Source organism: Flavobacterium gelidicaeli (genome assembly GCF_013294005.1).
Taxonomy (GTDB): Bacteria; Bacteroidota; Bacteroidia; order Flavobacteriales; family Flavobacteriaceae; genus Flavobacterium.
Genome location: NZ_JABSNK010000001.1, coordinates 195,368 through 211,128 on the forward strand (window position 1 = coordinate 195,368; position 15,761 = coordinate 211,128).

Consider the following 15,761-nt stretch of genomic DNA (forward strand, 5'->3'; position numbering starts at 1 on the left):
ATTAAAATCGAGACATTACTCTACCGAGTTTTTTAGAAAAAGCTAGGGTCAAACCATTATAGTCTTGAATCATAGTCATGGGCTCAGTATTATCTGCGCCTGGTGCTATTGAGTTTTTCAATTCTTCTATAATTCTCCCTACAAGATACCATCGCATGGTTAAAATGGTTTCCGCAACGTTTTGTGCTATGGTATCGTTTTTTGATTTCGGAAAAATATTTTGACCTTCCCAGTTGTGCATAACAAGTCGCTCATCTTCCATAAGGATATCAGTGACTTCTTGTGCAAATTCGGGTTGTAAATGCATCAAATATTGTTCTAAACTAAAGGATTCATTTTGAAGGTAATAGTTTATCAAATCATTAAAAATATCCTTAAATAAAGGATTTGCTAATTCTACCTCATCTTCTTGTAGGCTTAGGTAAATGCGCTGAAAAACTTTAAAATCTTTATTCTCAGTAACCATCACAATTTCTCCGTCTTCATTAGTTTTCATGAAGGTATCCTCAAATTCTTCTGTTTTATTACCGTAAAGCAATAAAATTTCAATAATTTTTCGCTCCAAGCGATAAAGTATATCTACTTTTTCAACATCGGCTGGATTTTCATTTTTTACAACTTGAAAAGCTTTTTGATCCTTTTGATGTTTCTTAGTCTCTTCTACTTCGCCTTTTTGTGTTAATTGTGCCAACGTACTCACTAAAACTTGCTCAGAAATATCCATTATACGAGAACACTCCTGAACATAAATCTCACGCTGAATACGGTCTGGTATTTTAGAAATACTCACTACCATATCTCTAATAAGATCTGCTTTTTTAATAGGATCGTTCTTAGCCTCATTCATCAACATCGACGCTTTGAACTGTATAAAATCCTTAGCGTTGTTTTCTAAATAAGCAACTAAATCATCATAAGATGTTTTTTTGGCAAAACTATCGGGGTCTTCTCCATCAGGAAATGTACATACTTTGACATTCATACCTTCTTCAAGAATCAAATCAATTCCACGAATTGCGGCACGTAAACCTGCAGCATCACCGTCAAATAGCACCGTAATATTCTTCGTCAATCTGTTTACCAAACGAATTTGATCCGGAGTTAAAGCAGTTCCAGAAGACGAAACGACATTCTCAATACCCGCTTGATTAAACTGAATCACATCAGTATATCCTTCAACTAAATAACAATTATTCAATTTTGCAATGGATTGTTTCGCTTGAAAAATACCGTACAGTACTTTACTCTTATGATAAATATCACTTTCGGGTGAATTGAGGTATTTTGCGGCTTTCTTGTCATTAGTTAAAATTCGACCACCAAAACCAAGCACCCTACCTGACATACTTTGGATAGGAAACATTACCCTACTTTTAAATCGGTCAAAAGGACGGTCTTCACGAGCAATAGTTAATCCCGTACTTTCAAGGAATTCTAATTTATATCCTTTTCCAAGGGCTTCTTTAGTTAAAGCATCCCATGATTCTGGTGAATATCCTAAGCTAAATTTTTCGATTGTTTCAGCCGTAAAACCCCTTTCTTTAAAATAAGAAAGTCCAATTGCTTTACCTTCTTCTGACTTTAAAAGCGTTTTATGAAAATATTCTTTTGCAAACTCTGATACAAGATACATACTTTCACGAACATCAGTAATAGCTTTTTCGGCATCTGTTTGCTCAGTTTCTTCTATTTCGATATTGTACTTGTTAGCCAAATATCGAATAGCTTCTGGATAGGTGAAATGAGAATGCTCCATTAAAAATGCAACAGAATTTCCTCCTTTTCCAGAACTAAAATCTTTCCAAATTCCCTTAGCTGGCGAAACCATAAAGGATGGTGAACGCTCATCAGAAAACGGACTCAAACCTTTGAAATTACTACCGGCGCGTTTTAAATTAACAAAATCACCAATAACTTCCTCTACTCGAGCAGTTTCGAAAACAGTATCTATAGTCGCTTTTGAAATCAATTTATTTTGGGTAAAAGTTATAAAAAGTCAAAGTTACAAAGTTTTTAAATAGCAAAACCCTTTCGAGATTTATTATCTGAAAGGGTTTGCCAACTAACTCAAAAACGTTCTAATTAAAATCAAAACGAACGCCTAGGGAAACATTGTTTTGTTTCACCACATTGTCTTTGAATAAAGGATTTAGATCATATTTTAAATACAAACTTGTCTCTTTGTAACCTATATAAGTACTTAACCCATAAACGAATTTGTTTACATTAAAATCCCCTTTCACTTTTTGGCGACTTTTATAATTATCATCATCGTACGTAGTAATTTGTTTGGATTTAATGTTCGTTCCAAAATAACCTCCTATACCTAAACGAAAACTATCATGTGTTTTAAAATACTGTTTACCATCTATTTCTTTAGATTTTGAAAAATCAAACTCCAAATGCAATGGTACAACTAGAGAAACAGTTCTAAATCTAGAATCTTCATAACTCACTGGATTAACGTCTAGTTTAGTTTGATTTCCATCAACGACAAAACTTCTATTATCTGTGGCTCTCAAATTGTTGTACATTAACGACAAACCATATTTTGCATGTAAAAAATTAGCCTCTTTAAAAATTCTTGAATTCAAGGTCAGTCCCCATTCATAAAAATGAGATCCCAAATATCTAAAGTCAGAGTTTTGAACGCGTTGATCTGTAATTAAATTATTTAATCCCGTTGCAAAAACTACTTGCGAAGTTGTTCTTTTATAATGTCGTTTGATTTTATCTTCTTGACCATTGTACACTTTGAAGGACGTTAAATTAATTTCAGTTTTGTTTTCACCAATAGCCTCGTTACTACCTCCAATAATCAACATTGTTCCTCTTTTTTTATTTTCTACCTCATCTTCATACTTACCTTCTACCTGATCTTTGACTAATTGATTTAATTTCACTTCTTCAATAGCTACCTTTTTATCGATATTTCCAGCATGTTCAGTTGCTTTTTTAAGCTTTAATTCTTTAGCTATTGCATTAGTTAAAGTTCCGTTGTCGACTTGCTGATCTATAGAATCTACAGCTTTTTTTAGGTCGGCTTTTTCTTTATCTGTAATATTATTTATCTCATCTCCAATTGCCTTTGCTCTTTTTTCAAAAGAAATTATCTTGTAATCTCTCCCTTTATTTGAACCCGTCTCTGCTATAGTATCTGCAACAACTTGCAGCACTACATCTTTAAACCATACCTGACCTGTTCCATCTAACAAAGCACCGTAGGAAATTGAAGTTGCTTCATCAGGAACAAATAAAACTATTTCATATTTCGTCCAATCTGTGGTTTTTTTCACCCCTCTATTTTGCATATTGTCAAATGCAAGAACTGCTACATCATAGTAATCAACACGCATCCAAAGCCCAGCCCATGACTTTACGTCATCAGTCTTCAAATACCCAGTCATTTTTACTGTTTTTCCTAAATATCCATCTGATTTTATCGTTTTCATAAGTGTGCCAAACCCATAAAACTTACTTTTGATTGATTTAATTTTAAATGTATTTTGATTATCAGACGCTGCATTTTTTTCAAGGCTCATTTCATAATTTGGTGATTCTGCTTGCCAATAGCTCCAGTCTTGAATATATTTATAACTGCCTTTATCCTGGGCATGTATTTTTACAGCAAAAGCCGACAAAAATAGGATGCTAAATAAAATAATTTTTTTCATGATTTTCGTTTTTTGATTGATGATTGATTAATTTACTACTTATTCTTGATAATTTCTATTTACTAAAGCTGTTTTGACAGCATTAAACTTTTTATTAAATTTTTCTAAAGCCGATTCTTTATAAGATTGATTCAATTCTTTTTCAACACTTGATAACAAATTATTTGGGTCTACAGAAGTTCCAACGCTAGCTTTCTTAAAAGACTTATCAGCTTTTATCTCCTCCACTTTAGTATCACTAACCGCTGCCAAAAGATTTTCTGCGCTCGTATATTTGTTAGTACTAATTGCTTCAATTACTTTTACTGTAGGAGAAACTACTCTCAGTACTTTTTCATTATTAGCGACAACAGCATTGTCTTTGTCCTTTATTTGGTTGGGTGATTTTTTTCTCATCTCCTTTTTACGAATAGCCCCATTAACTGCAATACTACTAATTCCCTTTCGCAGAAGCATATCCTCTTCATTATTTACAACACTTTCGACTACGTTAGGGTTTGTTTGCTCTTGCTCTAAAACTACTGGATTGCTTGTGTTAATTTTGTTTGAAATAGACTGATTAAAAAATATAGAACTCACTAATAGCAAACCCACAAAACTAGCAGCTATGTACCACCAAACATATCTACGTTTTGGTTTATCAGCCACTGACATCATTGCTTCTAATTTATGCCAAGCATCAGCCGAAGGCGCAATCGTTCTTGCCTCTATTTTTACTTTGATATTCTTATCGAATTTATTTGGCTCCATAATCATATTTTTTTGTTGCATTAATTTGCTGTTGCAAAATCTTTCTTGCATGTGACAATTGCGATTTTGACGTCCCCTCATTTATCCCCAGCATCACCGCTATTTCTTTGTGTTTGAATCCCTCAATCGCATAGAGATTGAAAACCATCTTATACCCTTCAGGTAAATTATCAATCAATAATTGAATGGCATCCACTTCTAAATCGCACTCATTATCAACTGTGCTTTCTTCTATAAAAAAACTATCTTCTATGAAATTTACTTTTTTATGCACACGCAAAAAAGAAATGCATTCGTTTACCATAATTCGCCTAATCCAACCTTCGAAGCTTCCATTGTGTTCAAAATTTTTCAAACTGCTGAAGGCTTTCATAAAAGCCGTAATCATAACATCCTCAGCTTGCTGCACATCTTTAACATACAAACGACAGATGCTTAACATTTTTGGAGAAAACCTAGAATAGATTTGTTGCTGCGCTTGACGATTGTTATCGACAGCTAGCTGAATCATTTTTCTTTCCTCTTGATGTAAGTTGATTACTTTCAAAGTTGTTGTAAAGGGTTTCTATAACTATAGACGAATGTCGATGCAAAAAGGTTGCATGAAGGTAAAAATAAATATAAAAAATTATCCTTAGTCAGGATTCTTGTTTCGTCAGAAAGATAAAACGAAACTATTTCTTTCTCTCAATAACGTAATTCACCATTAAGATTAAAGCGTCTTTAAAATCAGAAGCAGGATAGTTGTCCAATAGCATTAGTGCTTCTTGCTGAAATTCAGTCATTTTGTCTTCGGCGTAAGCCAAACCATTGTGATCCTTTACAAAAGCAATTACTTCTTTGACTCTTTTTTTGTCTTTATTGTGGTTTTTTATTGAGTTGATTAACCACGACTTTTCTTTAGCAGTGCAGGTATTTAAAACATGAATTAAAGGAAGCGTCATTTTTTGTTCCTTGATATCAATTCCGGTTGGTTTCCCAATAGCTTCATCTGTGTAATCAAACAAGTCGTCTTTGATTTGGAAAGCCATCCCGATCAGTTCGCCAAATTTTCGCATATTTTCCACTTGCACGGCATCTTCAATTACAGATTTTGCACCAAGAGCACAGCAAGCCGCAATAAGGGTAGCGGTTTTTTTTCGAATAATTTCGTAATAAATATCTTCTGTAATATCAAGTCGTCGCGCTTTTTCGATTTGGAGTAACTCGCCTTCACTCATTTCGCGTACAGCGACAGAAATAATTTTTAGTAAATCAAAATCGTCATTATCTATTGACAGCAACAACCCTTTTGACAACAAATAATCTCCAACTAGTACCGCAATTTTATTTTTCCAAAGTGCATTGATCGAGAAAAAACCGCGACGGCGATTACTATCATCTACTACGTCATCATGCACTAAAGTGGCTGTATGAATAAGCTCAATAACACAAGCTCCACGATAAGTTCGTTCATTTATTGCACCACCAGAAACCATCTTAGCAGTAAGAAAAACAAACATAGGACGCATTTGCTTCCCTTTGCGGTTTACGATGTAATAGGTAATTCTATTAAGTAAAGCCACTTGTGAAGTCATCGATTCATAGAACTTTTTTTCAAAAAGTTCCATTTCGTTAAAGATGGGTTGTTTTATTTGTGAGGTAACATTCATTTAGACATCAAAGTTACAGCTTTTAAGAAAAAAGAAAGCCATTTTAGACAAATTTAAACATTGAATTCACAAAAACATCTAGTTAACATTGCTAACCTATTCTTAATTGCAACTATTGTTTTGTTAAAGTTTTCTTAATCATATCCCGTGAGTAGACCGATAGTTTTGCACAACAAACATAACTACTAAAAAATGAAAACTTTAAAACAAAATCTACTCTTATTCTTAATTGTACTTTGTGGGCAATTGCTGCATTCCCAATCTATTATAATTCAAGGAAAAGTAACAGATTCAGCTGGCTTCCCGCTAACAGGCGCAACCATTCTCGTAAAAGGGACTCAAAACAGCACAATCGCTGATGCAAATGGAAGCTACTCCATTGCAACTGAAAAAGGAAAAACCCTAGTTTTTAGCTACATGGGTTTTACAACTAAAGAAGCTATAGCAACCAATCAAGAAAAATTAAATGTTAATCTTCAAGACGATTCAGTAGCACTAGGTGAAGTAGTCGTTACAGCTTTGGGTATTAAAAGAGACAAACGCGCTCTAGGATATGCATCCCAAGAATTAAAATCAGACGATATCAATAAGGTGAACTCGACCAATTTTGTTTCTAATCTTTCTGGAAAAATATCGGGAGTTCAAATTTCTGGCTCAGGAAACGGAATCACAAGTTCTTCTAGAATTACTATTAGAGGCGACAAGTCATTGAACATTAACAACAACGGGCCATTATTTATTGTTGATGGTATTCCTATTAATAACAATGTATACGGTGTTGGGAGTTCGGCAACAACTCAAACCGATTTGCCTACTGATTATGGTAATGGTGCCGCCGAAATCAATCAAGAAAATATAGAAAGCGTCAATGTATTGAAAGGTGCTGCAGCATCTGCACTTTATGGATCTAGAGCAGCAAATGGTGTAATTGTCATCACCACAAAATCTGGTCGCAAAGGTAAAGGCTTGGGTGTTTCTATCTCTTCTTCTTTTATGACTAGCGAGGCTTTGCGTTTGCCAGAGATTCAGGGTGTTTATGGTGCAGGCTCTAAACAAGTTTACGATCCGGGTGCTGATACCAACTTAGGGCCTCGTTTTGATTCAGGGCTTTCGATCCTTCAAAATGGTAGCCCAGGCTATTCTGTAGGTGAAGGTCAAGTGTTACCCTTCGAATTTAGATATAACTTAAAAGACTTTTTCAGGAAGGGAAATTCGATTTCGAATACCGTTTCGATTTCTGGATCAGATGAAAAAACAAATTTCAGACTAAGCTACGGCAAAACAACTAGCGAAGATATTGTACCTAATTCTAATTTAAAAAGAGACAATATAAGTCTAAACCTTAATTACAATATCTCAGACAAATGGAAATTTGCCACGGTAGCAACCTATACAAAAAGCGCTAGTGACAACACGCCAGTTTCAGGTTACGGAAGTCAAGGAATCATGTACAATTTATTATGGAATCATACTAATGTTGACCTTGATTGGTTAAAGGATTATTGGACCGTGAAAGATGTGAGACAAAACAGCATGTTTGGATGGGGTGATAATCCTTTTAAAATTGCCTACGAAAACATCAACGCCTTTAAGAAAGCAAGAATTTTTGGAAACATGTCTTCGACTTACCAAATTAGTGATGATTTCTCATTTATGGCTAGAATAGGAATGGATAATTCAAATGATTTTAGATGGTCACGCAGACCTATAGGTTCGTCTCGCTACACCAACGGAATGTACCGCGAACAAACGATAGGTTTTACAGAGTACAATGCTGATATGTTACTATCTTATGATCACACTTTTGGCGATTTTACTGTGAAAATATCATATGGTGCTAACAGTATGAATCAATATACTAGTGAAAGTAAAATTGAAGGTCAAGGAATTAGTATTCCTGGAATTTACAATTTGCAAAACATCAATGTAATGCCAATTCAATCTAGAAATATTTATAAAAAACGGATTAATAGTATGTATAGTCTAGCTAACATAGGGTACAAAGATTATTTGTATTTAGATGTTACCGCTAGAAACGATTGGTCATCTACCCTACCAGCAAACAACAATTCGTATTTCTATCCTTCGGCTTCTTTGAGTTTCATCCCTACTTCTTTTTTCGAAATGAATAAGAACATAGATTTCTTGAAAGTAAGAGTCAACGCCGCTTCTGTAGGAAATGATACTGATCCTTACCGATTAGTAAAAACCTACGACAATGGTTCATTAGCTGGAACATTGACCAATCCCTCTTCAATTTTAAATAGTAATTTAAAACCTGAAATTGCAACATCATACGAAGCCGGAATTGAAGCGCAGTTTTTCAAAAAGAGAATCACACTAGATATGAGTTATTATGTAACTAACTCTAAAAACCAAATTGTAGGTCTTGATATTTCGCAAGCAGCTGGATTTAATTCGAATGTAATCAATGCAGGTAAAATTCAAAACAAAGGAATCGAAATAGGATTAGGATTAACCCCTGTTCGCACTACTGATTTTGAATGGACGCTTAACGCAAATTTTACTCGTAACCGCGGAACTGTAAAAGAGTTAACTCCAGGAATTGACAATTACATCATTGCTCAAGGCCCAAACGGAGGTACTATTGAAGCTCGTGTAGGAGAGCGAATGGGTGACATGTATGGACGCGGATACCTAAGAAGCCCAGATAACCAAATCGTTTATGACAATGCTGGTTCGCCAATATTAGATACAAAAATCAAGAAAATAGGAAACTACAATCCAGATTGGATGCTGGGTCTTGCAACAAACATTAGATACAAAAACCTGAGTTTAAATGCGCTTGTTGACGTGCGTCATGGTGGTAAAATTTATTCGATGACCAATGCAATTGGAATGGAAAGCGGTATCCTAGCCGTTTCCCTACCAGGTAGAGAGACAGGAATTGTAGGTCAAGGAGTAGTTCAAAACACCGATGGTTCTTACAGCCCAAACACAACTTCGGTGACTGCCGAAAACTGGTATTATTCAAACGCTTTTAGAAGAGACAATATTGAAGCCAACTCCTTTGATGCTTCTTATGTAAAATTAAGAGAAGTGAGTTTGAATTATAGCTTATCTTCAAAATTCACTAAGGCTGTGCACATGCAAAACTTAAGCATAGGATTAGTAGGGAACAACTTGGCGCTTTGGACGAAAGTTCCAAACATTGATCCCGAAACTCAAGCAATTAGCGGCGGTACTCTTTTACCTGGTTTTGAGGTGTTGCAATTACCCTCTTCAAGAAACTACGGAATAAAATTAAATGCTTCATTCTAAAAAAAACATCATGAAAAAATTCATAACCTTATTATTCTTCTGCGGTCTAGGCATCTCTTGCACCGATGGATTTGAAGAAATCAACACCAATAAAAACCAACCTACGGTTTCGCAACCAAAACAGTTATTACCTAATGTGATTTTCAACCTAGCCAATACCAATGTAAATAATTCATTCAATTTTGGGGATATTGTGGCTCAATACGGTGGCAATTACGAGTACAATGAACTAGATGTTTACAATTGGGGTGCTGATGCTCGTTTTTGGGGCATGTACAAATGGCTCAATGATATTTATGACATTAAAAAACAAGCCTTATTGCTACAAGATAAGAATTACGAAGCTATCAGTTTGATTCTAGAGACGTATACCATGCAAGTTATTACAGATGCTTATGGAGACGCACCTTACTTAGAAGCGTCAAAAGGTGAAGAAGGTATTTTAAAACCAAAATACGACACACAAGAAGAGATATACACCCAATTGCTTTTAAATCTTGATAATGCGAACGCCATCATCGATACCAAGCTAAAAGTAGAAGGTGATAATTTGTTCAACGGTGACATGTTGAAATGGAAAAAATTTGCCAATTCGTTGCACCTAAGGTTATTGATGCGTATTTCGAATAAAATAAATGTGAGTGCCAAATTGAACGAAATTGTCTCTAAGCCTGCACAATATCCTTTATTTGCATCGAATGCTGATAATGCTACTTATTTTTATTCGGGAAGTTTCCCTAATATTTCGCCTATGAGTGATGGAATCAACAGATTATATGGTTATAATATTGTTATCCCAACAACAAATTTGGTAAACACTTTGATCGCTAACAATGACCCAAGACTTGCCGAATGGATTGATCCTATTGCGGGATCTACCAACCAATTAGGATTGCAGCCAGGATTGACTTTAGACCAAATTGGAGAGCCAACAAATTATTCAAGAAGAGCGGAAGATTATTTTTATACCAAAACAAAAATCGCAGCACTTTTTATGACTTATAGTGAGCTAAACTTTTTACTAGCCGAAGCAAGTCAGCGTAATTTGATCACTATAGGATCAGCGCAAACCTATTATAATACAGCCGTTGAAGCATCATTCAAACAGTGGAATGTGGTTATGCCAGCTGATTATTTGACAACAACCGCGCCATATAGCGCGACAACTGAAGTTTTGTACACTCAAAAATGGCTTGCATTGTATCATACTGGAACCGAATCGTGGTTTGATTGGAAAAGAACAGGGAAACCTAGTTTTATTCAAGCTGGTCCAGGATCAAAAAATGGCAATAAAGTTCCAAGACGTATCATGTACCCTAGTTTAGAGCAATCTGTAAATGCACAAAATAACAGTGCTGCTTTGCAAAAATTAGGAGGGACAGATGATATTAATGCTAAAGTATGGTGGGATAAATTTTAAATATAACAAGAAAATGAAAAGAATAATTATAATACTATTACTTGCTTGCGGTACAATAGCTCAAGCTCAAAAAGCCGAAAACATCATTATAATTACCACTGACGGTTTTAGATGGCAAGAAGCTTTTAAAGGGATGGATGAAACGCTCGCCAGAGACAAAAAGTTCAATCAAAACGACAGTAGCTATATTTATAAAAAATATTGGGCCGAAACCCCAAAGGAACGTAGAGAAAAACTAATGCCTTTTATGTGGTCAGTTTTGGCAAAAAAAGGGCAAATTTATGGCAATAGAACAGTAGGTAACAAAGTGAATAATGCCAATCCGTATTGGTTTAGTTATCCTGGTTATAACGAAATCATGACAGGTTATGCAGATACTTTAATCAATTCTAACCACTATCCTGCAAATCCCAATATTACGATTTTAGAATTCTTGAATAAACAACCAAAGATAAAAGGTAAAGTAGCTGCTTTTGGTGCTTGGGATGCTTTTGACAACATTTTAAATGAAAAAAGAGCAGGTTTCCCAGTGGTATCTGCCTTCGATAACGTGGGAGGTAAAACGCCAAATGAAAAACAGAAACTAATCAATGCCATGCGCACCGATTCTTTCAAACCTTTTCATGAAGAAGAATGTTTGGATGTATTTACGCATTATGGTGCATTAGAAGAATTGAAAACCAACAAACCTCGCGTGCTTTACATATCGTATGGTGAAACCGATGAATGGGCACATTATGGCTTTTACCGTTCCTACCTTGATGCCGCACATCAAGTAGATACTTGGATTAAGGAAATTTGGGACTTTGTAGAAACTGACCCACAATACAAAGGAAAAACGGCATTAGTATTCACCACAGATCACGGACGTGGGGATATCATAAAAGCAGAATGGACAAGTCATGGTCCTCATATAAATGATGCTAGCGAAATTTGGTTTGCTACTATGGGACCACAAATTGAACCGAAGGGCGAAATGAAAAACGAAAATCAATTGTACCAAAATCAATTTGCGCAAACTATGGCAAAAATAATGGGATACACTTTTGAAGCCAATCATCCTATTGCTAATGAAATACCAGGGTTGGTAAAATAGAATCATAGTATACCAAAATAAAAGGGTTTGACATTAATGTCAAACCCTTTTATACAAAAAACAAAACCATAATTATTCTAAGCTAAACGTCCTACTGTAATAAGAAGTCCGCTTTTTGATCTCCTATTTGGATGGTAAACGTTCCTTTTTCTGAAATCCATTTTAATTCGTTGTTTACAAATTTTAAATCTTGTGGATTTAAAGTAAATGAAACTTTTTTAGTTTCTCCTGGCGCCAATTCAATTTTTTCAAAACGTTTTAGCGATTTAAATTCAGGCGTAATTGACGCTACATTATCTGATAAATACAACAAAACTGCTTCTTTACCCTGTGAAGACCCTGAATTAGTCACCTCAACAGAAACTGTAATATCATCTGAACTGCTTATCTCTTTTTTATCAATTTTTATATTGCTGTATTTAAAAGTCGTGTAGGATAAACCGGTACCAAATTCATATTGTGGCAAGTAACTTTTTTCATATTTAGCATCGTCATTTTGCTCCCCTTCTGAAATACTTTCGGTATATTTTCTATTGTATTTTTCTAATGAATTTGGATATCTTGGGTAATTATAAGGCAATCTTCCGCTTGGATTCACCTCTCCATACACTATATCTACTAAAGCTCTTGCTCCTTCGTTTCCGGGAAGGTAACATTGAATGACCGCATTCATTTTTGATTCAAAATCACTAATCAACCTTGGACGGCCTTCATTCAAAATTAAGATAATTGGCTTGTCTAATTTGGCTAAAGCCAAAGCTAATTTTATTTGCGAATCACTCATGTATATATTACTAATATCCCCCGGTGTTTCGGTATAATTTTTTTCCCCTAAACACAAAACAATTTTAGAGGCTTGTTTTGCAAGAGCAACTGCTTTTTCTATTTCAGCATCATTTTCAATTTCTAAATCTGCGCCTGGTGTATACAATACATTTTCTTTCCCAATTTTGTTTTGAAAAGCCTCCAGAATTGTGAATTTATCCGCAGCATAAGTATCTGAATTTTCTCCTTGCCAAGTATAAGACCAACCTCCGTTAAGGTACTTCATACTGTTTGCCGTAGCTCCTGTAACTAATATTTTTTCGTTTTTATTTAATGGTAGAATAGCTTCTTTATTTTTTAATAAAGTAATTGATTCTGCTACCGTTTGATACGCTTTTTCAATGTGTTCCTTACTACCAAAAGCAGGGTAATCTTTGAGATCAGCTACCGTATTTTCGAATAAATTAAGTTCAAATTTCATTTTTAAAATTCGAGAAACAGCATCATCAATACGAGAAATAGGTACTTCCCCTTTATTAACAAGGTCTACTAAATCAGTATAGAAAGTAAAGTCTTCAGGAACCATACTCATATCAATACCTGCCATAACAGCGATTTTAACAGCATCTCTATTTGATTCAGCCACTTTATGACGGGTATATAAATAAATTATATCCTTCCAGTCCGTTACTACAACGCCTGAAAAACCCAACTCGTTTTTTAAAATATCGGTAATTAAATGCTTGCTTGCATGCACTGGAGTTCCATTGATCTCTCCTGAACTTACCATCACACTTTTGGCACCCGCTTTGATTGCAGCTTGATAAATGGTCAAGTCATACTGACGTAAAATACGTTCAGGAATAATACTTGGCGTACGGTCTTTTCCACTAGTGGTGCTTCCGTAACCTATGTAATGTTTCATACACGATGCTACTTGATATTTAGATCCCACTCCGTCTCCTTCATAACCTTCAACTAAAGCCACAGCCATTTTTGATGATAGATAAGCATCTTCACCAAAAGTTTCCCACATTCTTGACCAAGCTGGATTTCTAGGGAAATCTAAATCAGGTGAAAAAACCCAAGGTATAGAAGAAGCACGTGTTTCATAAGCTGAAATTTGCGCTCCTTTTTTAACCAATTCGGTATTAAAGGTTGCTGCCAAACCTATTTGCTGCGGGAATAAAGTCGCTCCTTGTGTATAACTTGCACCGTGAATGGCGTCAATACCATATAAAACAGGGATTTTCAATCTCGTCTTATTAGCTTCAGTGCTAATGGTTGAGATCACTCCTTTCCATTGTTCAATAGTTTGAGCTCCTGGATTAGGAACGTTTAAAATGGATCCTATATGGTATTTTTGAATTCCTTCTTTTAGTTTTGCAGCATCAAGAATTCCTTTTTTTCCAGTTACTTCAAAATTAGTAACGGTTATTTGAGTCATTTGACCTACTTTTTCTTCTATACTCATTTTAGACAATAAAGCAGCTACTTTATTATCTATTGCTGATTTATTGTTTTTTACTTCTTGGCTCCAAACGGTTCCTGCAAACAAAAAGACAACTAATAACACTACTGTATTTTTCATATTTAATTTTAAATTTTATACACTTTTAAAAGCAATTTTTGCTTTCGCGAAAGCGATCTTACACTAATAAACTAGGGTTTGCATGGCATGAGGAGGTATTACAACCTCGGCTTGATTAGCCGATACCATTAAACTATACGTGATACTTTTATCAGAATCATTCATAACCACAGTCACCACAGTTCCGTCTAAATTAAGAAAAGAAGTACTTATTAAAACACTTCTGCTTACTGCTGAACTGATTCTTTTTGCACCAACTCGAATAAATTTAGAAAAATGTCCAATATAATAATAGGAAGGCGTATAGATTAGTTCTCCCGTATTGGTATTTGCATGAACAGGTGCAAAACAGAAATTCCCCACATGATTTGGTCCTCCATTTTGATCTAGTAGAATATTCCAGTCTGTCCAGCCCACGGTTCCATTATTAAAATCATTAATCATTGCTTTACCATATCTTTCGGCATTAGGCCAAAACTGGTATTTATTTGCATCAAAACGTTCTACACAGCCTTCAGTAAACAATAGCTTTTTATCGGGATAGGCTTCGTAAACTTTTCGAACATTATCAAACATTTGTTCTCCTCCAGACCAGTTTTCGTACCAATGAAAACCAGTTCCCCAAACATATTTTGCTGCTTCAGGGTCAGAAAGAATTGTATTTGCTCTTTCATACATTAAATCTCTGTTGTGGTCCCAGATAACAATATTTTTATTTCCTAAACCTTCTTTTTTAAGTGTTGGTCCTAAATAATTTTTTATAAAATCTCGCTCCTCATCGGCAGTATACAAACACGATTCCCATGTTTGTTTAGCCATAGGTTCATTTTGAATTGTTAAACCCCAGATAGGAATACCTTCTTTTTCATAAGCGTTAATAAATTTCACATAATAATTAGCCCAAGCTTGGTCATATTCTGGTAAAAGAACACCTCCTTGCAGCATATTATTTGTGCTTTTCATAAAAGCGGGAGGACTCCATGGAGACGCGTAAGTTGTTAACTTACCACCAGCTGTTTTTATTGCTTGCTTAATTAAAGGGATTTTATATTGCTGATCGTGAGCAATAGAAAAACTTTTTAAATCCTTATCTCCTTCTTTAATATAAGTGTAGCTTTCGCTGCTAAAATCAGAACTATGTATCGTTGTCCTTAGCAGAGAATAGCCAATACCTTTTTCTTTATCGTAGTAGGATGTCAAAAATTCTTGCTGTTTGTCCTTTGGTAATTTTGCAAAAACTTCGGCACTTGCATCAGTAATTGCACCTCCAATACCTAAAAAATTTTGAAACGTTTTTCTAGGCTCCACCACGATTGCTAATTGTGTTTCTAAAGGCTGCGTTGCTTTCGAAAAAAACAACTTAGCTGTAGGACTCAACCTGAGTCTTGTATTTTCGGCAGTAGTATATACTGTAATTTTTTTAGCTGCTGTAGCAATATCTTGTTTACTTTGCTTTTGCGAAAATGCTACAAACGAAAACAGCAAACATAGTAATGTGTACTTTGGAATTTTCATTATTGTATTTTTAAAT

10 protein-coding genes are annotated in these 15,761 nt (G+C 35.0%); 3 read left to right on the forward strand and 7 right to left on the reverse strand.

Annotated elements, in window-relative coordinates:
• Position 1: 1 nt before the first annotated feature.
• From dnaG to HNP99_RS00900, 5 genes are all read right to left on the reverse strand, one after another.
• The gene (gene dnaG, locus HNP99_RS00880) at positions 2-1,969 is read right to left on the reverse strand and encodes a DNA primase (RefSeq protein ID WP_173850324.1); all 1,968 of its coding nucleotides are present in this window, start codon (positions 1,967-1,969) and stop codon (positions 2-4) included.
• A gap of 109 nt (positions 1,970-2,078) precedes the next feature.
• Positions 2,079-3,674 (reverse strand): porin family protein, encoded by a 1,596-nt coding sequence (locus HNP99_RS00885; protein ID WP_173850326.1) that lies wholly within the window; start codon positions 3,672-3,674, stop codon positions 2,079-2,081.
• A 39-nt stretch (positions 3,675-3,713) separates the two neighbouring features.
• On the reverse strand, positions 3,714-4,424 hold the full coding sequence (locus HNP99_RS00890; RefSeq protein WP_173850328.1) for a hypothetical protein: 711 nt from the start codon (positions 4,422-4,424) through the stop codon (positions 3,714-3,716).
• Positions 4,411-4,971: an RNA polymerase sigma factor gene (locus HNP99_RS00895; RefSeq protein WP_173850330.1), complete on the reverse strand. Its 561-nt coding sequence runs from the start codon at positions 4,969-4,971 to the stop codon at positions 4,411-4,413. The genes HNP99_RS00890 and HNP99_RS00895 overlap by 14 nt, the downstream gene beginning before the upstream one ends.
• A gap of 127 nt (positions 4,972-5,098) precedes the next feature.
• Positions 5,099-6,076 (reverse strand): polyprenyl synthetase family protein, encoded by a 978-nt coding sequence (locus HNP99_RS00900; RefSeq protein ID WP_173850332.1) that lies wholly within the window; start codon positions 6,074-6,076, stop codon positions 5,099-5,101.
• Between the two features lie 192 nt (positions 6,077-6,268).
• Between HNP99_RS00900 and HNP99_RS00905 the strand changes: the two genes are divergently transcribed.
• From HNP99_RS00905 to HNP99_RS00915, 3 genes are read left to right on the forward strand one after another with little or no spacing between them, the layout of a single operon-like run.
• Positions 6,269-9,358: a SusC/RagA family TonB-linked outer membrane protein gene (locus HNP99_RS00905; RefSeq protein WP_173850334.1), complete on the forward strand. Its 3,090-nt coding sequence runs from the start codon at positions 6,269-6,271 to the stop codon at positions 9,356-9,358.
• A gap of 10 nt (positions 9,359-9,368) precedes the next feature.
• The gene (locus tag HNP99_RS00910; RefSeq protein ID WP_173850336.1) at positions 9,369-10,778 is read left to right on the forward strand and encodes a SusD/RagB family nutrient-binding outer membrane lipoprotein; all 1,410 of its coding nucleotides are present in this window, start codon (positions 9,369-9,371) and stop codon (positions 10,776-10,778) included.
• A 13-nt stretch (positions 10,779-10,791) separates the two neighbouring features.
• Positions 10,792-11,874 carry an alkaline phosphatase family protein gene (locus HNP99_RS00915; protein ID WP_173850338.1) on the forward strand — a complete coding sequence of 361 codons (1,083 nt, stop codon included), beginning with the start codon at positions 10,792-10,794 and terminating at the stop codon, positions 11,872-11,874.
• Positions 11,875-11,965: 91 nt separating this feature from the next.
• On the opposite strand, the gene HNP99_RS00920 is transcribed toward HNP99_RS00915, so the two are convergent.
• Positions 11,966-14,230 (reverse strand): glycoside hydrolase family 3 N-terminal domain-containing protein, encoded by a 2,265-nt coding sequence (locus HNP99_RS00920; RefSeq protein ID WP_173850340.1) that lies wholly within the window; start codon positions 14,228-14,230, stop codon positions 11,966-11,968.
• Positions 14,231-14,293: 63 nt separating this feature from the next.
• The gene (locus HNP99_RS00925; RefSeq protein ID WP_173850342.1) at positions 14,294-15,745 is read right to left on the reverse strand and encodes a glycoside hydrolase family 30 protein; all 1,452 of its coding nucleotides are present in this window, start codon (positions 15,743-15,745) and stop codon (positions 14,294-14,296) included.
• Positions 15,746-15,761: the final 16 nt, after the last annotated feature.